The sequence below is a fragment of the Sphingobium lactosutens genome (assembly GCF_013393185.1).
Lineage (GTDB): Bacteria > Pseudomonadota > Alphaproteobacteria > Sphingomonadales > Sphingomonadaceae > Sphingobium > Sphingobium lactosutens_A.
Map to the genome: position 1 here is coordinate 73,358 of NZ_QJQX01000031.1, position 24,281 is coordinate 97,638.

The following is a 24,281-nucleotide window of genomic DNA, read 5'->3' on the forward strand; positions in this document are numbered from 1 at the left end:
GCCATTTATCGTTACCGGCCATTAACCAGTCCTTAGCGGATTTCCTGCAATCTGGAGGCCACGAGAGATCATCCGGGGGAATCGATTGCCATGCCGCGTACCGACCAAAGCGTGGACGTTGCCATCATCGGGGCCGGCCCCGCTGGCCTGACTGCCGCCTATCTTCTGACCAAGCAGGGTTACAGCGTCACCGTGATCGAAAAGGATCCGGTCTATGTCGGCGGCATCAGCCGCACGGTCGAGCTGGACGGCTTCCGATTCGACATTGGCGGGCACCGCTTCTTTTCCAAGTCGCAGCAGGTCGTCGACCTGTGGAATGAAATCCTGCCCGACGACTTCATCCAGCGCCCGCGCATGAGCCGCATCTATTATGAGGGAAAATTCTACAGCTATCCGCTGCGCGCGTTCGAAGCGCTGTGGAATCTGGGCGTGTTCCGCTCGACACTGTGCATGGCGAGCTTCGCCAAAGCCAAGCTGTTCCCGAACCGCAACGTGAAGTCCTTCCAGGACTGGACCGTCAACGCGTTCGGCCACAAGCTCTTCTCGATCTTCTTCAAGACCTATACCGAGAAGGTGTGGGGCATGCCCTGCGACGAGATGTCGGCCGACTGGGCGGCGCAGCGCATCAAGGGGCTGTCGCTCTGGGGCGCGGTGACCGATGGCCTGAAGCGCTCGCTCGGCCTCAACAAGAAGCCCAATGACGGCATGGCGACCAAGACGCTGCTGGAGACGTTCCGCTATCCGCGCCTCGGCCCCGGCATGATGTGGGAAGCCGCGCGCGACCGGGTGGTCGAAGGCGGCAACCAGGTGCTGATGGCGCACAGTTTCAAGCGGCTGGAAGAGGATCAGGCGAGTGGCAGCTGGCGACTGGTCGCCGACGGCCCGGATGGCGACGTCGTCATCAACGCCGCCCATGTCATCAGTTCCGCGCCGATGCGCGAGCTGGCGGGCCGTATCCACCCGCTGCCGGCGACCCTGCCGGAGGCGATGGACCTCAAATATCGCGACTTCCTGACCGTGGCGCTGATGGTGAAGGGCGAGGATATCTTCCCCGACAACTGGATCTATATCCACGATTCCAAGGTGCAGGTCGGCCGCATCCAGAATTTCCGCAGCTGGTCGCCCGAAATGGTGCCGGACCCGGATCTGGCCTGCGTGGGCCTCGAATATTTCTGCTTCGAAGGCGACGGCCTCTGGTCCTCGTCCGACGCCGACCTCGTCGAACTGGCGAAGAAGGAAATGGCGATCCTGGGCCTGTGCAACCCCGACGATGTCGTCGGCGGCGCAGTGGTGCGGCAGGAAAAGGCCTATCCGGTCTATGACGACGCCTATGCCGCCAATGTGCTGGCGATGCGCACCGAGCTGGAGGCACGCTATCCGACGCTCCACATGGTCGGCCGCAACGGCATGCACCGCTACAATAATCAGGACCATGCGATGATGACGGCGATGCTGACCGTCCGCAACATCGTCGCGGGCAAGCGCGTCCATGACGTGTGGCAGGTCAATGAGGATGCCGAATATCATGAGGCGGGCGAGGAAGGCCAGGATGCCGATGCGCAGGCCGCGCTCGCCAGCGTCCGCACCGTGCCGTCGCGGCTGAAGGCGGCCTGACCCGCATGGTCCCGACCAGTGCCGATCGGCTGCGGGCGCTCGCCGCGCCGATCGCGCGCCTGATGTTCGCCCGCTATCTGCTGGCCAGCATCTGCGCGCTGTCGGGCGACTTCATTCTTTTCCTGATGCTGGACCGGATGGGCGTGCCGCCCGTCCCCGCCGCCTTTGGCGGCTATGCCGCGGGCCTGCTGATCCATTGGATGATCAGCGTCCGCTTCGTCTTCGACACCGGGACCGGTCCGTCGCATGGCCAGCGGCTGGCCTTCCTCGCCAGCGCCCTGCTCGGCATGGGGATGACCATGGCGATGGTCGGCGGGCTGAGCCTGCTGGGCGTCGCGCCTGCGATCGCCAAGCTGCTGTCGATACCGGCCAGCTTCCTCACCGTCTATGCGATCCGCAAATATGGCGTCTTCGCCCGCGCCTGAACAGCGCCGCGCCATCGGGTGGGCGGTGGTGGGCTGGATGGCGTGCAGCGCGGCCCTGCTGTGGATTTTCCATGGCGGCTTTGCCACGCTCGCCTTTCGCGATCCCGACGACGCGATGCGGCTGGTGCAGATACGCGACTGGATTGGCGGGCAGGCCTTTCACGATATCAGCCAGCACCGGGTGAATCCGCCGGTCGGCGGCCCCATGCACTGGTCGCGCGTCGTCGATATGCCGGTTGCCGGCCTGATCCTGCTGCTGCGACCGATGCTGGGCATGGCGACGGCCGAACTGCTGGCCTGCGCGCTCGTGCCGCTGCTCCTGCTCGGCGGGCTGACCGCCGCCTTCTTCCTTGCCGCAAGGCGTGTCGCCAATAACGGCATCGCCCTGCTCGGCGTCGCGCTGCTGCTGACCGCGCCCAGCATCGTGGTGCAGTTCACGCCGCTGCGGATCGATCATCATGGCTGGCAGATCATGCTGGCGGCCGTGGCCCTGGCCGGCGCGATGGACGCGCGGGCGGCGCGGGGCGGGATCGTGGCCGCGCTGGCGCTGGCGCTCTGGCTCCAGATTTCCAGCGAAGCGCTGCCCTATGCCGCAATCTTCGCCGCTACCTTCGCCCTGCGGCACTGGATAGCGCGCGATCAGACGCCGCGCTTCATCGCCTTCGCCCTGACCCTGGGCAGCGCCGCCCTGCTGCTTCTCGCCCTGCTGCGTGGAACCGACGCGCTCGTCACCAGCCAGTGCGACGCTTTTTCCGCCGCCTATCTCTGGCCGCTGGTTGCGCTCGCCGGCGCAACGGGGATCGCCGCGCGCCTGATCGGCACCGCATCGGCCACCCGCCGTCTCGCCATGGCCGCAATAGGGGGCGGCACGGCCTTGGCAATATTCCTCGCGACCGGCGGCCCCTGCCTGTCGGGCGATCCTTTCTCGATGCTCGGCCCCCTCGCCTACAAGCTCTGGTATCTGCATGTGATGGAGGGCCGCCCCTTCTGGGAACAGGGCGCATCGATGCAGGGCGTCATCCTCCTGCCCTCGCTGATCGGGCTTGGCGCGACTCTTGTCGCAGCGCGCACGGCCAGCGGCGAAGCGCGGATGCGCTGGCTGGCGCTGGGCCTGCTGCTCGCCGGGGCGATCGCCGTATCGATGCTGGTGATGCGCGCGCTGTCGGTGGCGCATCTCTTCGCCTTGCCCGGTCTCGCCTGGCTCCTGTTGCTGCTGTTCCGCCGGGTGCAGGCGTCGCGTCTGGCGCTGCTCAGGATATTCGGATCGGTCGCATTGGTGACACTTACCCCGGCTGGCCTGTGCGCCATCTGGGTCACGATCGCCGACCAGCCCGAACCGGCGGAGAAAGCCAGCGCCGACTGCCGCTCCGCGACCGCTCTGGCGCCGCTCATGGCGCTGCCGACCACCACCCTGCTCGCGCCGATCGACCTTGGCCCCGACATATTGGTGCACAGCCCGCACAGCGTGATCGGCACCGCCCATCACCGCAATGCCGTCGGCATCGCCACCGTCATCCACGCCTTTGTCGATGCCCCCGACGCCGCCAGGAAGGCGATCGACCGCACGCGCGCGACCTATCTCCTGACCTGCGACGGCCTCAACGAAGGGCGGCTCTATGGCGAGGCCAATCCCAAAGGTCTTGCCGCGATGCTGGCGCGCAGGCAGGTACCCGGTTGGCTGAACCCGCTCCCCGGCAAGGGGCCGCTGCACATCTACCGCATCAGAGCGGGTTCCGTTCCGCTTTCATCGGCCCGGCCGCTCTAGATTCTTTGGTTTGCCGCGTTTTCCGAGTCAGCAGACGTTCCGTCTGCTTCGAAACGCTAAGCCGGCAGGAAGCTGAGCGCCACCCCGTTCATGCAGTAGCGCTTGCCGGTCGGCCGCGGCCCATCGTCGAAGACATGGCCCAGATGTCCGCCGCACCGCGCGCAATGCACCTCGGTGCGCACCTCGCCCAGCCCCAGATCGCGGCTGGTGCCCACCGCTCTGGGCAGCGCCGCCCAGAAGCTCGGCCAGCCGGTGCCGCTGTCGAACTTTGTCTTCGAACTGAACAGCTTCTGCCCGCAGCCGGCGCAGGCGAAGAGGCCCGCACGATGCTCGTCATTCAGCGAACTGGTGAAGGGATGCTCGGTCGCCTGTTGTCGCAGCACCTTATAGCCCCAGGGGCTGAGCCGTTTGCGCCATTGCGCATCGGTCAGGGTGAAGGGATAGGCCGCCTCCGCCGCATCGGGGAGGATTTGCAACAGGACGATAGCGGTGACGCCGGTCGCGACGCCACTCAGGAAATGCCGCCGGTTCATGACGGCCATCCTTAGCCGGTTCAGCCTGTCGCCGGCCTGAACAGAGTCTTCCACCAGCGCCCGCCCGACTGCATCACATGGCGGCGGAACAGCAGCACGCCCACCCGGATGATGAGCGCCACGAACGCCGCCTGCCAGACCAGCGCCACCAGATGCGGCCAGAGCGTGGCGTCCTGCGCCGCGCGCGCGATCATCGCGAAGGGCGAGCTGAAGGGGAAGATGCAGGCCGCGACCTCCGCAGGCGACCCCATATGGTCGACCGCATAGCTGGCGAAGAAGAAGATCAGCATCTGCCCCATGGTGATCGGCATGTTGAGCGTCTGCACCTCGCGCACCGTCGCCGCCTGCGCGCCGATCCCCAGGAACAGCGATCCGAGCAGTGTATAGGCCATCGCGAAATACAGCACCGCCAATATCAGGAAGATCGGCCACCCCACCGCCGGCGCCGGCAGGCCCGATCCGCCCCCGCCCAGCGCCAGGAAGATGCCGAAGGCCGTGCCGCCCCAGAAGGCGATCCCGACGAAGCTCATCGCCAGCATGGCCATCAGCTTTCCCAGGAAGATCGCGTCGATCGGAATGGCGGCGGCCAATATCTCGATGATCTTGTTGGTCTTTTCCTCGACCAGATTGGACAGGATCATGCCCGCGAGCAAGATAGTGAGGAAGAACATCACCACCTGCGCAATCCGGCCGATGACCAGCCTCGCCTGCGCCTGCGCGCCGAGGCTGGTAGCGACCTCCTGCCGTTCGATCTTCACCAGTTGCAGCGTCCGTTCGGCCCTCGCCGCGCTGGACATCAGGCTGAGGTCGCCCTGCAGCTTGTCCAGATCCTCCGCCTTGCCGGTCAGCACGGGCCGGGCGACGCTCCCGGACAGGATCGCCACCACCTCCGAATCGGCGCGGGCCAGCTGCACGCGCGGACTGATCGACGTCGACACGCGCCGCAGGCGGGGCAGCGCCTGTTCGCCCATCCGTTCGGTCAGGCGATCATGCGCCCGCTCCAGCGCCGCGCTGTCCTGCGCCGACATGGCGACACCGACGACCGGGCGCAGGTCGGTATTGGAGATTTTCTCCCCCAACCCGCCAAAGGCAAAGCCGATCAGGATCGGCAGCAGAGGCCCGAGCAGGAAGAGGATGAAGGTGCGTGACAATACCACGGCGGTAAAGTCCCGCCGGGCGATGACGAAGGCGGCGCGCCACAGCTGCTTCATGCCTCTTCCTCCTGCACCCGGTCATCCTGCATCTGCTTGGCCACCGCCGCGCCGGCAATGGCGACGAACGCATCGTGCAGCCCCGGCCGTTCGATCGACAGGCTCTCTATCCCCGCCTGATCGTCGATCAGCGCGCGCAGCAGCGGCTCTATCCCCTCGTCGGGCAGGGCGAAGTGCCACGCCCCCTCTTCCGCCATAGTGTCCTCCGGCAGCGCCCGCCGCCATGCCCCGTCCACCGTCCGGGTGCGCAGCCGCACCTGCGGGCGCAGCCGGTCGCGCGCTTCGCCCGGCGTGCCCTCGAAGCGGATGCGCCCGCCCGCGACGATGGCGATCCGCTCGCACAGCCGTTCGGCATGGGCGATGACATGGGTGGAAAAGAGAATCGTGACGCCCCGCCGCGCCTGCGCGCGGATCAGCGCCTCCAGCTTTTCCTGATTGATCGCGTCGAGGCCGGAAAAAGGCTCGTCCAGCACGATCAGGCGCGGCTCATGGACGATGGTGCCGAACAGCTGCACCGTCTGGGCCATGCCCTTGGACAATTGCCGGATCGGCTTGTCGATCGACGCACCCATGCCATGCTCGGCGAGCATCGCTTTGGCCCGCTCCCGCCCGACCTTCAGCGGCAGGCCGCGCAGCGCGCCCATGAAGGCGATCGCCTCATAGGCTTTCATCGACGGATAGAGGCCGCGCTCCTCCGGCAGATAGCCGACCTCCTGCGCCATGCGCTGAGGCTGCGCCGCGCCCAGCAGGCTGCGATGGCCTTCATCCGGGTCGACGATGCCCAGCAGCGTGCGCAGCAGCGTCGTCTTGCCCGCGCCATTGGGACCAAGCACGCCGTAGATCGATCCTGCAGGCACCCTGATGTCGATCCCGTCGACTGCGCGGAAACTGCCGAATGTCTTGACAAGCCCATGGCCTTCGACGGCATAGGCCGCTTGCGGGGCGAGCGGTGCGGGGATGGCCGATGCCGGAGTGTCGCCGATCATCCCGCTCTGATAGTCTGGACCCGTGCCCGTGCCTATAGAAACCTTGGAACAGCGGCTGAAGGCGGAAGCGCTGCGTCTGGGCTTCGCCGCCTGCCGCATCGCGCCCGCCGATGTCGCGCCCAGAACGGGGGAACGGCTGCGCCAGTGGCTGGACGCGGGCCATCATGGCGAAATGCTGTGGATGGAGGATCGGGCCGAGCAGCGCGGATCGCCCAAGGGGCTGTGGCCCGACGTGCGCAGCGTCATCATGCTGGGGATGAGCTATGCGCCGGGGCGCGATCCGCTGGCGCTGGCGGACGTGCCCGACCGCGCGCGCTTTTCGGTCTATGCGCAGGGCAAGGATTATCACGACGTCGTCAAGAAGGCATTGAAGGCGCTCGCCCGCTGGCTGGTCGATCAACAACCAACCGCGCTGAAAGTGTTCGTGGACACCGCCCCGGTCATGGAAAAGCCGCTGGCGCAGGGCGCGGGCCTTGGCTGGCAGGGCAAGCACAGCAACCTCGTCAGCCGCGACCATGGCAGCTGGCTGTTCCTGGGCGCCATCTATACCGAGATCACGCTGGCGGCCGACGGCCCGGAGCACGATCATTGCGGCAGCTGCACCGCCTGCCACACCGCCTGCCCGACCGACGCCTTCCCCTCCCCCTATGTGGTCGATGCCCGCCGCTGCATCTCCTACCTCACCATCGAGCATAAAGGGCCGATCCCGGAGGAACTGCGCACCGGCATCGGCAACCGCGTCTATGGCTGCGACGACTGCCTCGCCGTCTGTCCCTGGAACAAGTTCGCCGACGCGGCCGCCGCCAACCGCGCCTTCGTCGGCCGCGCCGAACTGGCCGCGCCGAAAATCGGCGATCTGCTCGACCTGGACGACGCCACCTTTCGGGAGATTTTCTCCGGCTCCCCGATCAAGCGCATCGGCCGCAACCGCATGGTCCGCAACGCCGCCATCGCCGCAGGCAATAGCGGCGACGCCCGGTTACTAGGCCGGTTGCAGGCGCTGATCGGCGACGATGATCCAGTGGTGGCGGAGGCCGCGGAGTGGGCGATCGGGAAGCTGTCGGGTTAGGCAGGGGCGGACGGTCCGCTGGCGACTAGAAGTTACCATCGTCACCGCTTCTTCATTTGAGCGAAGAGAAGCGGGATGCCGGGTCAAGCCCGGCATGACGAAGAAGGGGAATGGCGGGAAAGCGACCAATTCTTGCCATTCCCATGGTCGATTGCCTTGCTCGTAAGCGGACGTTGCAGCGCGATCCACTACCGGGCTAAATGGGGCAGCCAGCGTGACGGAATGGTAGACGTATCGCTACAGCGATCCTCACCTAATTAGGTGAGGGTGCGGGTTCGATCCCCTGCCGCTGGCATCAATCGACTATTTTAGCTGTTTGAGGCGGTCAGGTGATCTCCTGCTAACTATCATTCGGGATAACCGAGGAAATGCTATCTGAACTGTATTGGATAGATGCCCCCAGCATCTTCAAACTGGGAATTATGGCACGCCCGCGTTCTGGCGACTGGCTGGAGGATGAGATCGCGCATTGGAGGCGTTCCGGCGTAAACCTTGTGGTTAGCCTCCTTGAGCGTGAGGAGATTGATGATCTCGAGTTGGCAATGGAAGCCGCTCTTTGCGAGCAGAATGGCATCCGATATCTTTCTTTCCCAATCCCCGACCGGGGCATCCCTAACGATGCCACTGAAACCATGCAGTTTGCCGCGAGCATCGCGAACAAGGATGCCGTTATCGCGATCCATTGCCGGGCTGGCATTGGTCGTTCATCTGTAATGGCAGCCGCCGTCCTAATCAGCAGCGGCGTTAAACCCATTGCCGCGTTGTCAGCAATCCAGATAGCGAGACGTTTGCCGATCCCTGACACTGAGGCACAGCGGGATTGGGTGTTGAAGTTAGAGCAACTGTAACGGAAGTCTGTTTACGCGGGGTCGGACACAAGAGCCGACCGTCCCCTATCCACCCATCCATACCCGCCCCCCTCCCGTTCGCTTCGAGCGCGCTTGAGGTGCGCAGCACCGGCGCCGCCCAATCCTATTGTCTTCCAATGTAGGATTTTTCCTGATCTATCCTGAGGGATGGATCAGCCCGCCCTTCGCGTCCGCGCGCCCCGTTCGTGCCGCGCCCCCTGTGACGCACCCGTGACCCACATGGCGCGTCACAGGCATGTGGCGATGATCCAACAGGCGCGTCGGCGACGCGTCGCGATGACCCGACAGGTGCGTGGCGCGCGCGTCAGGGGCGCGCTTCTGTCACGATTCCTGCAAGAAGCGCGGAAAACCGAAACCTGCGATGGTGTGAACTTTGGCGCCGTGACCCTGTCGGTCGGGTCCATGACCTTGTCAGCCGCGCATCGACTCAAGCGCCTTGCCCACGGCGGCGATGCCTTCGGGGGACGCGGCGAAGCCCATATGGGTGCAGTCCACCTCGATCGCCCAGTCGCGCTCGCCGGCGCGGCCCCTGGCGCATTCGGGCAGGATCACGCCGTCGCGCTTCGACCAGAGCGCCACGGTCGGCACCGGCGGCTTTTCCTCACGCGTGCAGGGGAAGGGTGGCCGATCGACCGGGAAGCCCGACACCAGCTGATAGAGCCGCCAGGCATGATTGGCGCGCGGATCGCCGGAAAAGGGCGTGCCCATCGTCACCACGCCGCCGACCTTGTGCGCGGCGAATTTCGCATATTCGCGGGCATAGAGTCCACCAAGGCTCCAGCCCACCAGCGTCACCGGGCCGCCGCTGCGCTTGCGGATGGCGTCGACGCGGCGATCGATCTTTTCCAGACTATCGGGCTTCGGTCCGAAATTGCGGCCCATCCCCCAGTCATGCGCATCATAGCCGGCGGCGGTCAGGATATCGCGCAGCCAGCCCATGCGCTGTTCCGACGCCATCAGGCCGGGGATCAGCAGCACGCTGCGCCCGTCGCCCTTCATCTGTCCGGCCAGAATCGCCGCCTGCGCTTTCGTCCGGGCGAGGTCGAAGGGGACCGACAGATTGCCCAGCAACTGCTGCACCGGCGGAAGCGCAGCCGCGCGCGGTCCCGGCGCGAGGCGATCCTTCCAGAATGTGGTGACAGCTTGGGCGTAAGGCGGCACGACGATGACTATTCCTGAACCCTGGAGGGCGAAAGATGACATTGTCGTGACAAACGCCCGCCGCGTCCATCGGTTTCGCCTCAGGCGATCAACGGTTCGTCGTTTGTGACAGCCGAATCAGGGCGCCAGCGGGGATGTCTGGGCGATCGGCTCTCCTTCGGTGGTCCGCAGGGTGCGCGGTTCGAGGATCGCGGCGGTTTCTATGAGGTCGAGCGCGCGGCGGGCTTCCATGTAGCGGCGGGCCATCTGGACCCAGCGCTCGGCAACGGCCCGCCCCGGCATATGCTCCACCTCGGCGAGCGACGCGCTGACCCGGCCACCGTCGAGATAGCGCAGGGCGCGCTCATAGGCTGCCTGCGGACGGGGCGAGGGGGTGGACGCCTTATGGATGGTGATGAGTTCGCGGGCCTCATGGCGCAACGCTTCCCACCAGCCGGCATCGCCCGGCGGGGTGGTGACGATGGCGCCGATGTCGGCAAGCCCGGCGCGCAGGTCGGCCAGCGTCACCGGCTCGCGCGCCGCATTGATGATGGTGGCGACGGCGCGCGGCTGGGCCTGACCGAAGCGCAGGCGCAACTGCCCCTCGATATAGCCGAGCGGCGCGCCATTATCGAGCGCGCGGCGGGCGGCGAAGGCGACCAGCAGCCCTTCGGCGCGCGCCGCATTGGCCGATGCCGCCTGCGCCTCAACCGTGATGCGGGTCAGCCGTTCCTCCAGCTGCACGACCCGCCCGTCAAGCATCTGTGCGGTGTCGGCGGTCAGCGGACGGGGTGCAACGCTGGGCAGGGCGCCAACGGCGAGCGGCTGGGTTGCGGCGGGCTGGATCTGGGGATCGCCCCAGCGACGCTGGATCTGCGGCCAGGCCCAGGCGGTCAGCGCGACGCCCAGGGCAAAGGCCAGCAGCGTGAGGATCAATATCGGCAGAATATTGCGCCTGCGTGCGGGCGGCGGTGTTACGGTCGTGCTGGCCACCCCGTCCCCGTCGTTCATGCTGACCCCTTCGTCTGTCATTGCGCATGTCCTTCGCACAAACGCAGGGCGAGAGCCAGCATCTCGTCATCTTGCGGCTGGTCCGGCGCCTGCGCGCTGGCCCAGCCATCGCCGCACATCGCCAGCGCCGCAGCGCTGATGGCGACCAGATGAAGGCCGGCGCGCTGCGCTTGCGGCATCTGCGCCGCCAGTCTTTCGCCAGCGCGGGGCGAATGGACCAGCAGGATGGCGCCGGGCACGGCATCCTCGATCAGGGCGGGGTTGGCGGGCAGGCCGGTCATGGCATAGACGGGAATGCGGGTGATCTCGATCGGCCCGGTCCACATCGGCGCGACCGTCGTGCCGGCCAGATGCAGGACGCGGACATGACCGTCCACCGCGATCTGCGCCGCGATCGCGCTGCCGTCGCGTGTTCCGACCCTGATGTCGGGAAAGCCGGCCTCGGTCAGCGCCTGTGCCGTGGTCGCGCCGACCGCGTAGGCAGGCAGGCCACGATAATGGAGCAAGGCCGGTCCAGCGAGATGCACGCCATTGGCGCTGGTCAGCAGCAGCGCGTCGAAATCCTCCGGCACGGGCGGCGCCCAGTCGATCGGCTGTGGCGCGAACAGCGGATGCAGCACCGCATCCATCCCCAGCGCCCGCGCTTTCACGGCGGTCCTGCCCGCCGCCGGTTCTGGCCGCAGGATAAGGACGCGTCTCACGCCTCGAACAGCGCGCGCAATGCCGGGCTGGCGCGGTCCAGCAGCGTGCGGCCGATGGCCTCCGCCGCCGCCTCGTCGCCGCGCGTCAGCCGGGCTTCCTCGCGCACCGTCTCAGTGCCGTCGGGGCTGATGATCTCGGCGCGCAGGAACAGACCGTCGCCCTCGACCAGCGCTAGCGCCGCGATCGGCGAATGGCATGTTCCGCCGAGGCCGCGCAACACCGCGCGCTCGGTCATCACCGCGTCATATGTGTCCAGATCGTTGATGGCGTTCAGTGCTGCAAGCACCGGCGCGTTGTCGGCCAGCGCCTCGATCCCGACCGCGCCCTGCGACGGGGCGGGCAGCATCATGTCGATCGGGATCAGCGTCCCGACGCCGCTCTGGTCCAGCCGGTCAAGACCCGCGGCGGCCAGCAGAGTCGCGTGGACATCGCCCGCCGCCAGCTTGGCGAGGCGCGTCGCGACATTGCCGCGGAACAGGCTGATGGTCGCATCGGGCCGCAGCCTTTTTACCTGCGCGGCGCGGCGCGGCGAACTGGTGCCCACCAACGGATTGTCGGGGAGCGCGTCGAAATGCTCCACCCCCACCAGCTTGTCGCGCACATCGGCACGCGGCAGCATGGCGGCGATACGGAAGGCGGCGGGGCGCGCCGTCTCCACATCCTTCATGCTATGAACCGAAAAGTCGATCTCTCCCGCCACCAGCGCCCGGTCCAGCTCCTTGGTCCACAGCGCCTTGCCGCCGATATCGGCCAGCGCCCGGTCCTGAATCCGGTCGCCGCTGGTCTGCACGGTGACGATCCGGATGGCTCCGTCAGCCCAGCCATGGGCGGCGCACAAGGCCTGAGCGGTCAGGCGCGCCTGCGCCAGCGCGAGCGGCGATCCCCTGGTGCCCAGGCGCAACGGTCGGTCGGTGAAAAGCATATGCGGCTTGCTCTAATGTCCACGGGCATTAGATGGAAGCGGCAATGACCATCATTCTCGGCCTGGAATCAAGCTGCGACGAAACCGCGGCTGCGCTGGTGACGGCCGACGGCCGCATATTGGCGCATCGCCTCGCGACGCAGGAAGAGGCGCACCGCCCCTATGGCGGGGTCGTGCCCGAAATCGCGGCGCGCGCGCATGTGGAGGCGCTTGCCCCCCTGATCGAAGCGGCGCTGGCCGATGCAGAGATGACGCTGGCGGACGTGGACGTGATCGCCGCGACCGCCGGGCCGGGCCTGATCGGCGGCGTGATGGTCGGCCTCGTCACCGGCAAGGCGCTCGCCCATGCGGCGGGCAAGCCGCTGGTGGCGGTCAATCATCTGGAGGGCCATGCGCTCTCGCCGCGCCTCGCCGACCGAAATCTGCAATTCCCCTATCTGCTGCTGCTGGTATCGGGCGGCCATTGCCAGCTGCTCCATGTGAAGGGGCCGGGCGACTATGCGCGGCTGGCCACCACCATCGATGATGCGGCGGGCGAGGCGTTCGACAAGACGGCGAAGCTGCTGGGCCTTGGCTATCCCGGCGGCCCTCAGGTCGAGAAGGCAGCAGCGCAGGGCAATGCGAAGGCGGTGCCGCTGCCGCGCCCGCTGGTCGGCACGGCGGAGCCGCACTTCTCCTTCGCGGGCCTCAAGAGCGCGGTGATGCGCGCAGTCCAGTCCGGCCAATATTCGACCGAAGATATCGCCGCATCCTTCCAGCAGGCGGTGATCGACTGCCTGATCGACCGCACGCGCCGCGCGCTGGGTGCAAGCGAGGGCGTCACGGCGCTGGTCGTGGCGGGCGGTGTCGCAGCCAACCAGCCGATCCGCACCGCACTCGAATCGCTGGCCGCTGCTCATGACCTGCCCTTTGTCGCGCCGCCGCTGTGGCTGTGTACCGACAATGCGGCGATGATCGCCTGGGCGGGCGCGGAGCGCTATGCCGTGGGGCTGGTCGACGATCTCACCGTCCCCGCCCGGCCGCGCTGGCCGCTCGACCCGGCGGCGGAAAAGGCGCGCGGAGCAGGAGTGAAAGCATGAAAGCGGGAGTCATCGGCGCGGGCGCATGGGGCACGGCCCTGGCGCAATTGCTGGCCAGCGATGGACAGGACGTGGCGCTGTGGGCGCTGGAGCCGGAGGTGGTCGACGCGATCAACGGCGGTCAGGAAAATCCGCTCTACCTCCCCAATATCCCGCTTTCACCCTCGATCCGGGCGACCGGCGCGATGGCGGACATTGGGACATGCGACATGTTGCTGGTGGTCAGCCCCGCCCAGCATCTGCGCAGCGTCGTCCGCCAAGCGCCCGCCGGCGTGCCGCTTGTTCTTTGCTCGAAGGGGATAGAGGCGGGCACCAGCCTGCTCATGTCCGAAGTGGCGCAGCAGGCGCAGCCGACCTCGCCCATCGCCGTCCTGTCCGGTCCGACTTTCGCGCATGAAGTGGCGAAGGGGCTGCCGACCGCTATCACGCTCGCCTGCGAGGACAAGTCACTGGGCCAGCGTCTTGCGGCCCGCATCGCTCGCCCGTCCTTCCGCCCCTATCTGTCCGACGACGTCATCGGCGCGGAGATTGGTGGCGCGGTCAAGAATGTGCTCGCCATCGCCTGTGGCGTTGCTGAAGGCGCGGGTCTCGGCCTCAATGCCCGCGCGGCGTTGATCAGCCGGGGTTTTGCCGAAATGACCCGCTTCGGTCTGGCGCGCGGCGCACGGGCGGAGACGCTGGGCGGTCTGTCGGGGCTGGGCGATCTGGTCCTGACCTGCTCCTCCACCAATTCACGCAACTTCTCGCTCGGCAAGGGGCTGGGCGAAGGCGCGAGCGCGGCCGAACTGCTGTCCAACCGCCGTACCGTGGCGGAGGGCGCGCATACCGCACCGGTGCTGCGCGACGCCGCTCGCGCGGCGGGCGTGGAAATGCCGGTGGTGGAAGCAGTCTGTGCGCTGCTGGCCGATGCTGCGCCGCTGGGCCAGGTCATTGACGCGCTGCTCGCGCGTCCGCTGCGCCCCGAATAAGCCATCGCGCTTTTGCCGCATAACATCTAGAATCGACATCAACGAATGACGCAGGGAGACAAGGCGATTTTGGCGACGGAAGCATCGTTGCCCCAGCAGCCGGCTCAGGACCGGCCAGAGGACCGGGATGATATCGCCGCTCTCGCCAAGGGCGGGCGGACCAATGTGTTCGGCTTCCTGCTGCGCCTGGCCGCGCGTCTGCCCTTTTTGTTCATCGCCGGCCGCTGGTATGGCGCCGATGCGCTGGGCCGCTTCGCCTATGCCGTGCTGGTGGTCGAGTTCATCGCCCAGATCGCGACGCTTGGCCTGAAGCGCGGCCTCGCCGGTGCGCTGTCCCAGACCGAGCGGCCGCATAATCATGTCGTGACCGACGCGATGGTTGTGACCCTCCTTGCCGCGCTGCTCGGATCGGTGATCCTCGTCGCCTTTCCCCATGCGATGTTCCCGAACAGCGGCGTCAATGGCCTCGACCGGTTGCTGGCGCTGGTCGTGATCGCGGTGGCGGGATCGGACGTGGCGCTGGCCGCCTGCGCCTATCGCTTCGACGTCGGTGCGACAGTGCGGGCGCGATCCATAATCGAGCCATGGGCGATCAGCATCGGCGCCTTCGCCTTAGCCTTCTATTCCACCCGCGATGGCCTGATCCTCTCCTATGCCGTGTCGATGATCGCCGCGCTGGTCGCGTCGATCATCCCGATGCTGCGCCATTACGGCCTGCCGAGCGGCTGGCGCCCCGATGCCGGCCGGCTCTGGCGGCTGGCACGGCGCAATTTGCCGCTGGCGGCGGCGGACGGCGTGGAATGGGGATCGCGTCGGCTCGACATGGCGATCCTGGGCCTGTTCGTCAGCCCGGCGGTGATTGGCATCTATTATGTCGCGCAGCAGGTCGCGTCGCTGCCGCAGAAGCTCAAGACCAGCTTCGATCCCATTCTTGGCCCGGTCATCACCCGCAATCTTGCGGAGAATAATCTCGGTGCCATTGCCCGGCAGGTCAGCCAGGTCGGCTTCTGGATCATCGCGGCGCAGGCCGGCATCGCGCTGGCGCTTGGCATCCCCGGCGAGGCGGTGATGGGGCTGGTCGGGCCGCATTTTGTCGGCGGCACCGGCGCGCTCGCCTTCCTGCTGCTGGCCGAAGTGGTTGCGGCCACGGCGGTCGTCAGCGAATCGGCGCTGGTCTATATCGCCCGCCATCGCAACCTGATGATCTCGCTGGTGATGATCGGCTGTCAGGCGGCCTTCAGCTTCGCCCTGATCTTCGCGGCGAAGGAAATGCAGTTGCCGCCAATGTGGATCGCCGCCGCGCCCGCGCTCGCGCTCTGTCTGGCGCTGGGGCTGGGGGCGTTCGTCAAGGCGCGGCTGCTGTCGCGCCTGCTCGATGCGCCGATCAACGCCTGGCGTTGGCCGCTGCTGAGCGCGGCGGGGGTCGCCTGCATCGTCGGTGCGGGCTTCGTTGCGCTGCCGGCCCGGTTCGAATGGGTCGAACTGGCGGTCGGGGTCTGGGCGATATTGGGCGCCTATGGCCTCGTCATCTGGCGCTGGGGCTTCGGGTCCGACGACCGCGCCCTGTTCCGCAAGCAGAAGCCGGCATAATAAAACTCAGTTTCCGTTCGTGTCGAGCGAAGTGGAGACACGCTGGCTCAGCGCTTCCCGCTTCTCGACTTCGCTCGAAGCGAACGGATGTAGCTATTCTTACGCGAACAGCCTGTCGCGGATCTGGCCCAGATCTTCCTCGGGGCGCGCGCCCCAGTGCGAGATCACCTCGGCTGCCGCGGCGGCGCCCAGCGCCAGCGCATCCTCGACGCTGCGACCATCGATATGGGCGGCGAGGAAACCCGACGCGAACAGGTCGCCAGCGCCGGTCGTGTCGATGATCTGCGACACCGGCGCGGCGGGCGCTTCATGGCGCACGCCGTCGACGATGGCGACCGCGCCCTTTTCGCTGCGGGTCGACACCAGCACCGGCACCTTGTCGGCGAAACGGGCCAGCGCGGCGTCGAAATCATCGACTTGCGCCAGCGACTGGATCTCGCCCTCGTTCGAAAAGAGAATGTCGATCAGCCCCTGGTCGATCAGGTCGATGAAGTCGGCGCGATGCCGGTCGATCACGAAATTGTCCGACAGGGTGAAGGCGACCTTGCGGCCCGCGCCGCGCGCGGCGTCGATCGCCGCCCGCATCGCCGCGCGGGGCTGCTCGGGATCCCAGAGATAGCCTTCGAGATAGAGGATCTTGGCTGACCGGATCAGGTCGAAATCGACCGCCGCTTCGGGCAGAAACTGCGAGGCGCCGAGGAAGGTGTTCATCGTGCGCTGCGCGTCGGGCGTCACCAGTATGAGGCAGCGCGCGGTCGGCACTTCGCCATGCATGACCGGCGTGTCGAAACGGATGCCGAGCGCCCGCACGTCATGCGCGAACACCGCGCCGAGCTGGTCCTCATTGACCTGGCCGATGAAGCCGCACTTCTTGCCCAGCGCGGCAAGGCCGGCCAGCGTGTTGGCGGCCGATCCGCCGCTGATTTCCTTGGCCTGCGGCATGTCGGCATAGAGGGTTTCGGCCATGGCGGCGTCGATCAGCTGCATGCCGCCCTTGGTCAGCGCATGTTCGGCGAGGAAGCCATCGTCGCTGCGGGCGAGAACGTCGACGATCGCATTGCCGATCGCGACGACATCAAGCGTGGGAGCAGTGGCGGTCACGCAATATCCTTGTCTTGTGGTGGAAATAAAATTTCACGGGCTTTACCGGGCCTGCGCCCCCCATGCAACGGCACTCATTGACGGAGCGCCGACGCAAGAGGATAGCGGACCCATGGTCCTGACCGCCGCCCTGCGCGCTTTCCCCTCCATCTTCCACGGCGCTGCGCTGCGTCTGATGATGAAGACGCTGATCCTGACCTTGCTGCTGTTCGGCCTGCTGGCCGCTGCGCTCTGGGCCGGATTTCATGCGCTGCGGCTGCATTGGGGCTGGGGTACGAACGGCGTGTGGGGCGGTCTTGGCGAAGCGACCGCGACCGTGCTGGTGATGGTCGCGGCGGGCTGGCTGCTGTTCCGCGCCACCGCCATGGCGGTGATGGGCCTGTTCGCCGACGATATTATCGAGGTGGTCGAGCGCGACGATTATCCCCAGGTTGCGGCCCGGCCGGTCGGCTGGGCGCGCAGCCTGCGTTTCGCTTGTCGCTCGCTCCTGCGGACGATCGGCTGGAACCTGGTCGCGCTGCCCGCCTATGTGCTGCTGCTGGTGACGGGCGTGGGGACGGTCGGGCTGTTCCTGGCATTGAACGCCTATCTGCTCGGCCGCGACATGGCCGACATGGTCGAGCCGCGTCATCCCGCCCTGCCGCCCATGGCGCGCGGCAGCCGGTGGCTCATGGGCCTCGTTTCGGCGATTCTCTTCCTGGTGCCGGTCGCCAACCTGCTTGCACCGATCTTCAGCGCGGCTATGGCGGTCCACATGCTGCTCGGACGAAAGACGAAATCATGAAGACCCTCCGTTCGGGCCTGGCCTCGCTCCTCGCCCTGCCTCTGGCGGCGTGCGGGAGCGCGATCGTGCCCCCGCCACAGGCCCAGATCCAGCCGCCGCCCGGCCCGCCGGCCAGCGCCTTCACCAGGCCCGGCCCGTTGATGGGATCGGATGCGCGCAAGCTGACCCAGATGTTCGGCACCCCGCGGCTCGACATTCGCGAGACGACCGTGCGCAAGCTGCAATTCGCCAATGGCCGCTGCGTGCTCGACGCCTATCTCTACGCCCCGGCGCGTGGCAAGGAGCCGGTGGTCACGCATGTGGATGCCCGGTCGCCATCGGGAACGGATGTCGATCCGGCGGCGTGTGCGAGCGCGTTGCAGGCGAAATAGGCCGACCGGCAAGGTCACGGGTCCGAAGTTCACAGCGTCGCAGAGCTTTTTCCTGACGCATTTCGTGGGTTTTTCGGCAGGCATGCGCCGCCGACGCGTCGCCCACGCGCCTGTGACGCGCCCCTCGCGCGTCTGCAGGGTCACGTCGACGCGCCTGTCGCGCGCCGGTGACGCGTCAGCCGGGTCACGGGCGCGCGTCGCCATGGTCATCATGACCGGGGGAAGAGCGTGCTGATCCATCGGACAGGATAGATCAGAGGAAATCCTACATTGGAAGAGGAATAGGATCAGGGCGGCATGAGTGTCGGCAAGACCGCTGTCAGCCTTCTTTTCCTCCCCCCTCTCCGCGCCTCCGCGCCTCCGCGTGATTTATTGTTCGCGCGGAGACGCGGAGAAGGCGGAGAAGGCGGAGAAGGCGGAGAAGGAAAAAGAGGAAACAGATTGGCAGAAGGGGGGCGGAAGGTGCTTTTATACCGTCTTCCCCGCGGAGGCGGGGATCCATCTCCCCATCGTGGCTCTCGATGCAAGGTTAGGAGATGGGTTCCCGCCTTCGCGGGAATGACGAATTTGGGTGGGTAGCGGACTGTCCGCTTCAGGTGGACATCTATATTTTAGCTGACATACGATGGCCTAGGTGTCGATAGGAATGGCTCTCCATCAATGATTGATCCGCAGGAACTGTTCGATCGCGTGAAGCAGCTTTGGCCAGCCGAAGTCTCTATTCTGGAAAACGAACAGAATGACATCTACTGGTCGTTAGAAAAGCGGTTGGGAGACGACGATTGGATGCAGGTTGCTGCATGGTCATTTCATCAGGCGCTCGAAAAATGTGCAAAGGAGGCTTTCGCTCAAGGCAAAGAAGTCCTGCTCACGTCATCAGTCACCGTAGATGATTTCGACGCGAATGTGAGGAAAAACCTGAAACATGAAAGCTGGTCAGCAGACAAGCCGCTCTATGGCAGCTTAGGATTAAAACATTAGGTCTGGCTTTGGTCGCTTTCGACCGTCAGGATGAGAGCCGCGCCAACGCTTCCTCCCGGCCGATCAGCGGCAGCAGTTGCGCCATATCGGGGCCGTGGTCCATGCCCGTCAGCGCGCGGCGCAGGGGGAGGAAGAGCGTCTTGCCCTTGCGGCCAGTCTCCTCCTTGAGCGCGCCGGTCAGCGTGCGCCAGATATCGGCGTCGAAGGGCGCGTCCGACAGGAGGCGATGGGCGGCGGCGAGGAATTCGCGATCTTCCGCCGCCGCTTCCGGCGCATCGATCGGGCCGGTAACGATGCGCCACCAGTCGGCCGCGCCGGCGACCGTCTCCAGATTGGGGCGGATGGCGTTCCAGGCGGCGGCATCCATGCCCGCGGGCAGGCGATCGGCCACCGCTTCATAGGGCAGGAGATGCACGATCTTCTGGTTGAGGGTCGCGAGTTCGCCCTCGTCGAAGCGCGCCGGCGCCCGGCCGAAATGGGCGAAGTCGAAACTGTCGATCAAGGGCTGCGTGTCGGCGAACGGCTCTACGGACATCGAACTGCCGAGGCGGGCGAGCAGCGAGGCGATGGCGGCCGGCTCCAGCCCGATCTCGCGGAAATGGGCGACGCCGAGCGAGCCGAGACGCTTGGACAGCTTGCCCTCGCTGCCGGTCAGCAGCGCCTCATGCGCGAATTGGGGCAGCGGCGCGCCGAGCGCCACGAACATCTGGATCTGGGTCGCGGTGTTGGACACATGATCCTCGCCGCGCAGCACATGGGTGACGCCCATGTCGACATCGTCGATGATCGAAGGGAGCATGTAGAGCCATGAGCCGTCGGCGCGGCGGATCACCGGGTCCGAAAGCAGCTTCGGGTCGAAGCGCTGCTCGCCGCGGATCAGGTCGGTCCAGACGATCGGCTGGTCATGGTCCAGCTTGAAGCGCCAGTGGGGCGTGCGACCTTCGGCTTCGAAGGCGGCGATCTGGTCCGCTGTCAGCGACAGGGCAGCGCGATCATAGACCGGCGGCAGGCCGCGCCCCAACAGTATCTTGCGGCGCAGATCCAGTTCCTGGCTCGTTTCATAGGCCGGGTAGACATGGCCGGAGGCTTTCAGCGTCTCGAACCGGGCTTCATACAGGGCGAAACGGTCGGACTGTTTCTCCTCGCCATCCCAATGGAGGCCGAGCCATTGCAGGTCGGCCTTGATCGATTCCGCATATTCGGGGCGCGACCGCTCCAGATCGGTATCGTCGAGGCGCAGGAGGAACTTGCCCGCAGACTTGCGCGCCCACAGCCAGTTGTGGAGCGCGGCGCGGATATTGCCGACATGAAGGTGGCCGGTCGGCGACGGGGCGAAGCGGGTGATGACGGTCATAAATACAACCCGTTCGTCCTGAGCAGCCATTGAGCGAAGTCGAAATGGCGTATCGAAGGATGCTTCGATACGGGGCTTCGACAGGCTCAGCCCCTACTCAGCACGAACGGCCTTTCCACTTATTAAATCGTCCGAAAACCGTTGGTGATCGGATAGCGGCGGTCGCGGCCGAAATTGCGGATGCCAAGCTTCACGCCCGGCGGCGACTGGCGGCGCTTATATTCGGCGATGTAGAGCAATCGCTCGATCCGGGCGACGGTCTCCTTGTCGAAACCGCGCTCGACCAGCTTGTCGACCGACAATTCTTCCTCGACCAGCCCGTAGAGGATCGGGTCGAGTATCTCATAGGGCGGCAGGCTGTCGTCGTCGCGCTGGTTGTCGCGCAGTTCGGCGCTGGGCGGCTTGGTGATGACGCGGTCGGGCATGACCGGACCGGCCGGGCCGAACCCTTCACCCAGCGACGGGACATTCGCGTTCCGCCAGCGGCACAGGTCGAACACCGTCGTCTTGTAGGCGTCCTTCAGCACCGAATAGCCGCCCGCCATGTCGCCATAGATGGTCGCATAGCCGACCGACATCTCGCTCTTGTTGCCGGTGGTGAGCAGCATGTGGCCGAACTTGTTGGACAGGCCCATCAAGGTCACGCCGCGGATGCGCGACTGGATATTCTCTTCGGTCAGGTCGCGGCTGCGACCTTCGAACGTCGGGGCCAGCATCGTATCGAAGGCGGCGACGGCCGGCTCGATCGGGATGGTGTCGTAGCGGACGCCGAGCAGGCGCGCGCATTCGACCGCATCGTCCAGGCTCTCCTGCGACGTGAAGCGCGAGGGCATCATCACGCACCAGACGCGATCGGCGCCCAGCGCATCGACGGCGACGGCGGCGGACAGGGCGGAATCGATACCGCCCGACAGGCCCAGCACCACGCCGGGGAAGCGGTTGCGGTTCACATAGTCGCGCAGGCCCAGCACCATCGCATTATAGATGTCGGCCGGACGCGGATCGAGGTCATGCTTCTCGCCGGGCAGGCAGACCCACTGGCCGTCCCATTTCTCCCATGTGGTGAGCGTCAGCGCCTCTTCCCAGTCGGGCATCTGGTGCGCGATGCCGAGGTCGCCGTTCATGACGAAGGAGGCGCCGTCGAACACCAGCTCGTCCTGCCCGCCAACGCGATTGAGATAGACGAGCGGCAGGCCGGTTTCGCGCACGCGGGTGCCCGCGACGGCATTCAGGCGGCGATCGTCCTTGTCGACCTCGAACGGGCTGCCATTGGGGCTGATCAGGATTTCCGCGCCCTCGCTGCGCAGATGCGCGGTGACGAAGGGGAACCAGATATCCTCGCAGATCGGCACGCCGATCTTCACGCCGCGAAAGTCGATCGGCGCGGGCAGAGGGCCGGGGGCGAACAGGCGCTTTTCATCGAACGTGCCATAATTGGGCAGCTCGCGCTTCTGGCGGATCGCCGTCACCGCGCCATTGTCGATCAGCGCGACGACGTTGAACAGGACTCCCTGCGAGGCGACGACGGTGCCCACCAGCATCGCCGGACCGCCATCGGCGCTTTCCTGCGCCAGCCGGTCGAGCTGATAATTGGCCTGGTCGACCAGCGCGGGCTTGAGCACCAGATCCTCGGGCGGATAGCCGATCAGCTGGAGTTCGGGATAGACGATGAGGTCCGCGCCCTTCGCCCGCGCGCGCCATTCGAGCATGGCGTCGGCATTGGCCTTGAGGTCGCCCACGGACTGGGTCATCTGCGCAAGCGCGATCACGAGTTTGTCGGTCATAGTCCGGCCCCTAGAGCATTTTCGCTGCTTGCGAAAATGCTCTGTTTTTCAATGCCGCATTTTCGAACCGAACGCCCGCTTCGCGCACGTTCTGAAAATGCTTGGTCCATATTTGTCGCAGGGCGCAAAAGCGCCTTTCCACATCGGACATGCGCCGCTAAAGGGGCCGCGTTTCGCGCATCGTCATCAATTCGTCACGCCAATCAGTTTGGGGGGTTTTCGCCATGAAACTCATGACCGGCAATTCGAACAAGCCGCTTGCGGCCGCCATCGCCGACTATATCGAAATCCCCCTGACCGACGCCAGCGTCCGTCGCTTCGCCGACGAAGAGGTTTTCGTTGAAATTCATGAGAATGTCCGTGGCGAGGACGTGTTCGTGATCCAGTCGACGGCCTATCCGACCAACGACAATCTGATGGAATTGCTGATCATGATCGATGCGCTGAAGCGCGCGTCAGCCAAGCGAATCACCGCCGTCGTCCCCTATTTCGGTTATGCCCGTCAGGACCGGAAGCCCGGCCCGCGCACGCCGATCTCGGCCAAGCTGGTCGCCAACCTGATCACCACCGCCGGCGCCGACCGCGTCCTGTCCGTCGATCTGCATGCCGGTCAGATCCAGGGCTTCTTCGACATTCCGACCGACAATCTTTTCGGCGCACCGGTGATGTCGGCCGATATCCAGGCCCGCTTCGGCGACAAGAACATCATGGTCGTGTCGCCCGACGTCGGCGGTGTGGTGCGCGCCCGTGCGCTGGCCAAGCGGCTCGACAACGCCCCGCTCGCCATCGTCGACAAGCGTCGCGAGCGCGCGGGCGAGTCGGAAGTGATGAACATCATCGGCGACGTGAAGGGCCGTTTCTGCATCCTGATCGACGATATCGTCGATTCGGCCGGCACGCTCTGCAACGCCGCCGCCGCGCTCAAGGCCGCGGGCGCCGAGGACGTGATCGCCTATGTCAGCCATGGCGTGCTGTCGGGCGGCGCAGTCGCGCGCGTCGAGGCATCGGAACTGCTGGAACTGGTCATCACCGACTCGATCCAGGGCACCGATGCCGTGAACGGCGCCCAGCGCATCCGTCACCTGCCCATCGCCCCGCTGCTGGGCGAAGCGATCAAGCGCATCGCGGACGAGAGTTCGGTGTCCAGCCTGTTTGACTGACAAGGAAAACAGGCTGGCGGACGATCCGGGGGATCGTCCGGCCGAACTCTTTCGGTGTCCAGCCTGTTCGACTAAGATCGGATCAGATCGAAAAAATCATGCAGCCGCCGGGAAGCCGGCGGCTTTTCTTTTTGCGCTCAATGCGCCGGGAACAGGATCAGCGGCAGGGCGAAGACCAGCGCCAGCCCCGCCGTGATGCGCTGGCCGCGCGACACGCCCAGCGGCAGGTCGCGCCAGATCATCGGGCAGGCGAGCAGCGCGAAGACGATGAGGATGTTGGAGATCGTCATCGATCCGCCGATCGGCAGATCCTGCCGCAGCGCAAGGCCCGCAAGCAGGCAGATGAAGCTCAATATCCAGCCGAGCAGCGCCATGACCCTTCCTTTCCAAGTCGGAGGCTAGAACGGCCGGGTTTCGAAAGGCTTAACTTATGGGAACCCAGGGATCGTAGCTGCCGAAGCTCCAGACATTGCCTTCCGGATCGAGGGCCGTGTAGCCGCGGCCCGGATAGCCGTCATTGTCGGCTGGTTCCTGCACAACCACCGCGCCCTCGTTGCGGGCATGGAGGCAATGGGCGTCGGGATCGGGCACCACGACATAGACGCACCCCGTGACGCCGCCCAGATCGCGCGCCGTGGACCAGGTGTAGAGCGATTCGCCCTCCATATCCTTGACGCTGCCCAGCATCACCATGCCGTCACCCAGCACCAGCTGCGCATGATGGATGATGGTCGGGTCGGCATCGTCGGGATAGACGGCGTGCCGTTCGAAGCCGAAGGCGTCGCACAGGAAATCGATGGCGGCGGGCGCATTGGTGTAGCGCAGGCACGGGATGACGGGCGAACCAGGCATCTTGCTCTCC

General features: G+C 66.1%; 24 protein-coding genes and 1 tRNA gene. 13 read left to right on the forward strand and 12 right to left on the reverse strand.

What is annotated here, in order from left to right:
- The first annotated feature begins 90 nt into the window (after positions 1-90).
- From DM806_RS04540 to DM806_RS04550, 3 genes are read left to right on the forward strand one after another with little or no spacing between them, the layout of a single operon-like run.
- Positions 91-1,614 carry an NAD(P)/FAD-dependent oxidoreductase gene (locus DM806_RS04540; RefSeq protein ID WP_179042046.1) on the forward strand — a complete coding sequence of 508 codons (1,524 nt, stop codon included), beginning with the start codon at positions 91-93 and terminating at the stop codon, positions 1,612-1,614.
- 5 nt (positions 1,615-1,619) lie between these two features.
- The gene (locus tag DM806_RS04545; protein ID WP_179042047.1) at positions 1,620-2,039 is read left to right on the forward strand and encodes a GtrA family protein; all 420 of its coding nucleotides are present in this window, start codon (positions 1,620-1,622) and stop codon (positions 2,037-2,039) included.
- Positions 2,017-3,804, forward strand: coding sequence for a hypothetical protein (locus tag DM806_RS04550; protein WP_179042048.1), 1,788 nt, complete (start codon positions 2,017-2,019; stop codon positions 3,802-3,804). Before DM806_RS04545 ends, DM806_RS04550 begins: the two co-directional genes overlap by 23 nt.
- 56 nt (positions 3,805-3,860) lie before the next feature.
- Here the strand turns inward: DM806_RS04550 and msrB are convergent, their stop codons facing one another.
- The 3 genes from msrB to DM806_RS04565 are packed head-to-tail and all read right to left on the reverse strand — an operon-like array spanning position 3,861 to position 6,534.
- Positions 3,861-4,337, reverse strand: a complete 477-nt coding sequence (gene msrB / locus DM806_RS04555) for a peptide-methionine (R)-S-oxide reductase MsrB (protein WP_179042049.1) — start codon at positions 4,335-4,337, stop codon at positions 3,861-3,863.
- 20 nt (positions 4,338-4,357) lie between these two features.
- Positions 4,358-5,548 carry an ABC transporter permease gene (locus tag DM806_RS04560; RefSeq protein WP_179042050.1) on the reverse strand — a complete coding sequence of 397 codons (1,191 nt, stop codon included), beginning with the start codon at positions 5,546-5,548 and terminating at the stop codon, positions 4,358-4,360.
- Positions 5,545-6,534: an ABC transporter ATP-binding protein gene (locus DM806_RS04565; RefSeq protein ID WP_179042051.1), complete on the reverse strand. Its 990-nt coding sequence runs from the start codon at positions 6,532-6,534 to the stop codon at positions 5,545-5,547. The genes DM806_RS04560 and DM806_RS04565 overlap by 4 nt, the downstream gene beginning before the upstream one ends.
- Positions 6,535-6,577: 43 nt before the next feature.
- Between DM806_RS04565 and queG the strand changes: the two genes are divergently transcribed.
- The 3 genes from queG (at position 6,578) to DM806_RS04580 (ending at position 8,451) form a co-directional block, all read left to right on the forward strand.
- Positions 6,578-7,603, forward strand: coding sequence for a tRNA epoxyqueuosine(34) reductase QueG (gene queG, locus DM806_RS04570; protein WP_179042122.1), 1,026 nt, complete (start codon positions 6,578-6,580; stop codon positions 7,601-7,603).
- Positions 7,604-7,811: 208 nt separating this feature from the next.
- A tRNA-OTHER gene (locus tag DM806_RS04575) sits at positions 7,812-7,898 on the forward strand.
- A gap of 73 nt (positions 7,899-7,971) precedes the next feature.
- Complete coding sequence (locus DM806_RS04580) at positions 7,972-8,451, forward strand: protein-tyrosine phosphatase family protein (RefSeq protein WP_179042052.1); 480 nt, start codon at positions 7,972-7,974, stop codon at positions 8,449-8,451.
- 432 nt (positions 8,452-8,883) lie between these two features.
- On the opposite strand, the gene DM806_RS04585 is transcribed toward DM806_RS04580, so the two are convergent.
- The 4 genes from DM806_RS04585 to hemC form a co-directional block, all read right to left on the reverse strand.
- Positions 8,884-9,633: an esterase/lipase family protein gene (locus DM806_RS04585; protein ID WP_179042123.1), complete on the reverse strand. Its 750-nt coding sequence runs from the start codon at positions 9,631-9,633 to the stop codon at positions 8,884-8,886.
- Between the two features lie 117 nt (positions 9,634-9,750).
- Positions 9,751-10,644 carry a hypothetical protein gene (locus tag DM806_RS04590; protein ID WP_256869100.1) on the reverse strand — a complete coding sequence of 298 codons (894 nt, stop codon included), beginning with the start codon at positions 10,642-10,644 and terminating at the stop codon, positions 9,751-9,753.
- Entirely contained in the window at positions 10,641-11,324 is a 684-nt protein-coding gene (locus DM806_RS04595; RefSeq protein ID WP_179042053.1) for a uroporphyrinogen-III synthase, read from the reverse strand. The genes DM806_RS04590 and DM806_RS04595 overlap by 4 nt, the downstream gene beginning before the upstream one ends.
- A complete protein-coding gene (gene hemC, locus DM806_RS04600; protein WP_179042054.1) occupies positions 11,321-12,247 on the reverse strand; it encodes a hydroxymethylbilane synthase in 927 nt (308 codons plus the stop codon). Before hemC ends, DM806_RS04595 begins: the two co-directional genes overlap by 4 nt.
- Before the next feature lie 44 nt (positions 12,248-12,291).
- Here hemC and tsaD point away from each other — a divergent pair, with 44 nt between their 5' ends.
- Genes tsaD through DM806_RS04615 form a run of 3 tightly spaced genes read left to right on the forward strand, consistent with a single transcriptional unit; the run spans position 12,292 to position 15,884 of the window.
- Positions 12,292-13,326: a tRNA (adenosine(37)-N6)-threonylcarbamoyltransferase complex transferase subunit TsaD gene (gene tsaD / locus DM806_RS04605; protein ID WP_179042055.1), complete on the forward strand. Its 1,035-nt coding sequence runs from the start codon at positions 12,292-12,294 to the stop codon at positions 13,324-13,326.
- Entirely contained in the window at positions 13,323-14,294 is a 972-nt protein-coding gene (locus DM806_RS04610) for an NAD(P)H-dependent glycerol-3-phosphate dehydrogenase (RefSeq protein WP_179042056.1), read from the forward strand. The genes tsaD and DM806_RS04610 overlap by 4 nt, the downstream gene beginning before the upstream one ends.
- Positions 14,295-14,339: 45 nt before the next feature.
- Positions 14,340-15,884 carry a lipopolysaccharide biosynthesis protein gene (locus DM806_RS04615; RefSeq protein ID WP_256869101.1) on the forward strand — a complete coding sequence of 515 codons (1,545 nt, stop codon included), beginning with the start codon at positions 14,340-14,342 and terminating at the stop codon, positions 15,882-15,884.
- Between the two features lie 99 nt (positions 15,885-15,983).
- Here DM806_RS04615 and DM806_RS04620 read toward each other — a convergent pair whose 3' ends face one another.
- A complete protein-coding gene (locus tag DM806_RS04620) occupies positions 15,984-16,985 on the reverse strand; it encodes an adenosine kinase (RefSeq protein WP_179042057.1) in 1,002 nt (333 codons plus the stop codon).
- A gap of 112 nt (positions 16,986-17,097) precedes the next feature.
- Here DM806_RS04620 and DM806_RS04625 point away from each other — a divergent pair, with 112 nt between their 5' ends.
- The 3 genes from DM806_RS04625 to DM806_RS04635 all read left to right on the forward strand — a co-directional run bounded on the left by DM806_RS04625 (position 17,098) and on the right by DM806_RS04635 (position 19,121).
- A complete protein-coding gene (locus DM806_RS04625) occupies positions 17,098-17,769 on the forward strand; it encodes an EI24 domain-containing protein (protein WP_179042058.1) in 672 nt (223 codons plus the stop codon).
- Positions 17,766-18,140 carry a hypothetical protein gene (locus DM806_RS04630; RefSeq protein WP_179042059.1) on the forward strand — a complete coding sequence of 125 codons (375 nt, stop codon included), beginning with the start codon at positions 17,766-17,768 and terminating at the stop codon, positions 18,138-18,140. The genes DM806_RS04625 and DM806_RS04630 overlap by 4 nt, the downstream gene beginning before the upstream one ends.
- A 660-nt stretch (positions 18,141-18,800) precedes the next feature.
- Positions 18,801-19,121 (forward strand): hypothetical protein, encoded by a 321-nt coding sequence (locus DM806_RS04635; RefSeq protein WP_179042060.1) that lies wholly within the window; start codon positions 18,801-18,803, stop codon positions 19,119-19,121.
- 25 nt (positions 19,122-19,146) lie between these two features.
- Here DM806_RS04635 and gltX read toward each other — a convergent pair whose 3' ends face one another.
- Together gltX and DM806_RS04645 are read right to left on the reverse strand one after the other, a co-directional pair.
- On the reverse strand, positions 19,147-20,475 hold the full coding sequence (gene gltX / locus DM806_RS04640) for a glutamate--tRNA ligase (RefSeq protein ID WP_179042061.1): 1,329 nt from the start codon (positions 20,473-20,475) through the stop codon (positions 19,147-19,149).
- Between the two features lie 122 nt (positions 20,476-20,597).
- Positions 20,598-22,259: an NAD+ synthase gene (locus DM806_RS04645; RefSeq protein WP_179042062.1), complete on the reverse strand. Its 1,662-nt coding sequence runs from the start codon at positions 22,257-22,259 to the stop codon at positions 20,598-20,600.
- 224 nt (positions 22,260-22,483) lie between these two features.
- Here DM806_RS04645 and DM806_RS04650 point away from each other — a divergent pair, with 224 nt between their 5' ends.
- The gene (locus DM806_RS04650) at positions 22,484-23,419 is read left to right on the forward strand and encodes a ribose-phosphate pyrophosphokinase (RefSeq protein ID WP_179042063.1); all 936 of its coding nucleotides are present in this window, start codon (positions 22,484-22,486) and stop codon (positions 23,417-23,419) included.
- A gap of 137 nt (positions 23,420-23,556) precedes the next feature.
- Here DM806_RS04650 and DM806_RS04655 read toward each other — a convergent pair whose 3' ends face one another.
- Together DM806_RS04655 and DM806_RS04660 are read right to left on the reverse strand one after the other, a co-directional pair.
- A complete protein-coding gene (locus DM806_RS04655) occupies positions 23,557-23,793 on the reverse strand; it encodes a hypothetical protein (protein ID WP_179042064.1) in 237 nt (78 codons plus the stop codon).
- A gap of 49 nt (positions 23,794-23,842) precedes the next feature.
- On the reverse strand, positions 23,843-24,271 hold the full coding sequence (locus DM806_RS04660) for a VOC family protein (protein ID WP_179042065.1): 429 nt from the start codon (positions 24,269-24,271) through the stop codon (positions 23,843-23,845).
- Positions 24,272-24,281: the final 10 nt, after the last annotated feature.

What these genes read in the sequence shown, in the direction of transcription:
- DM806_RS04650 (WP_179042063.1), top strand. Translation starts at nt 22,484, where the DNA reads ATGAAACTCATGACCGGCAATTCGAACAAGCCGCTTGCGGCCGCCATC.
- DM806_RS04635 (WP_179042060.1), top strand. Translation starts at nt 18,801, where the DNA reads ATGATTGATCCGCAGGAACTGTTCGATCGCGTGAAGCAGCTTTGGCCA.
- msrB (WP_179042049.1), bottom strand. Translation starts at nt 4,337, where the DNA reads ATGAACCGGCGGCATTTCCTGAGTGGCGTCGCGACCGGCGTCACCGCT.
- DM806_RS04630 (WP_179042059.1), top strand. Translation starts at nt 17,766, where the DNA reads ATGAAGACCCTCCGTTCGGGCCTGGCCTCGCTCCTCGCCCTGCCTCTG.
- DM806_RS04660 (WP_179042065.1), bottom strand. Translation starts at nt 24,271, where the DNA reads ATGCCTGGTTCGCCCGTCATCCCGTGCCTGCGCTACACCAATGCGCCC.
- DM806_RS04615 (WP_256869101.1), top strand. Translation starts at nt 14,340, where the DNA reads ATGACGCAGGGAGACAAGGCGATTTTGGCGACGGAAGCATCGTTGCCC.
- DM806_RS04545 (WP_179042047.1), top strand. Translation starts at nt 1,620, where the DNA reads ATGGTCCCGACCAGTGCCGATCGGCTGCGGGCGCTCGCCGCGCCGATC.
- hemC (WP_179042054.1), bottom strand. Translation starts at nt 12,247, where the DNA reads ATGCTTTTCACCGACCGACCGTTGCGCCTGGGCACCAGGGGATCGCCG.
- DM806_RS04655 (WP_179042064.1), bottom strand. Translation starts at nt 23,793, where the DNA reads ATGGCGCTGCTCGGCTGGATATTGAGCTTCATCTGCCTGCTTGCGGGC.
- DM806_RS04580 (WP_179042052.1), top strand. Translation starts at nt 7,972, where the DNA reads ATGCTATCTGAACTGTATTGGATAGATGCCCCCAGCATCTTCAAACTG.
- DM806_RS04560 (WP_179042050.1), bottom strand. Translation starts at nt 5,548, where the DNA reads ATGAAGCAGCTGTGGCGCGCCGCCTTCGTCATCGCCCGGCGGGACTTT.
- DM806_RS04550 (WP_179042048.1), top strand. Translation starts at nt 2,017, where the DNA reads ATGGCGTCTTCGCCCGCGCCTGAACAGCGCCGCGCCATCGGGTGGGCG.
- DM806_RS04540 (WP_179042046.1), top strand. Translation starts at nt 91, where the DNA reads ATGCCGCGTACCGACCAAAGCGTGGACGTTGCCATCATCGGGGCCGGC.
- DM806_RS04590 (WP_256869100.1), bottom strand. Translation starts at nt 10,644, where the DNA reads ATGACAGACGAAGGGGTCAGCATGAACGACGGGGACGGGGTGGCCAGC.
- DM806_RS04625 (WP_179042058.1), top strand. Translation starts at nt 17,098, where the DNA reads ATGGTCCTGACCGCCGCCCTGCGCGCTTTCCCCTCCATCTTCCACGGC.
- DM806_RS04565 (WP_179042051.1), bottom strand. Translation starts at nt 6,534, where the DNA reads ATGATCGGCGACACTCCGGCATCGGCCATCCCCGCACCGCTCGCCCCG.
- tsaD (WP_179042055.1), top strand. Translation starts at nt 12,292, where the DNA reads ATGACCATCATTCTCGGCCTGGAATCAAGCTGCGACGAAACCGCGGCT.
- gltX (WP_179042061.1), bottom strand. Translation starts at nt 20,475, where the DNA reads ATGACCGTCATCACCCGCTTCGCCCCGTCGCCGACCGGCCACCTTCAT.
- DM806_RS04610 (WP_179042056.1), top strand. Translation starts at nt 13,323, where the DNA reads ATGAAAGCGGGAGTCATCGGCGCGGGCGCATGGGGCACGGCCCTGGCG.
- DM806_RS04645 (WP_179042062.1), bottom strand. Translation starts at nt 22,259, where the DNA reads ATGACCGACAAACTCGTGATCGCGCTTGCGCAGATGACCCAGTCCGTG.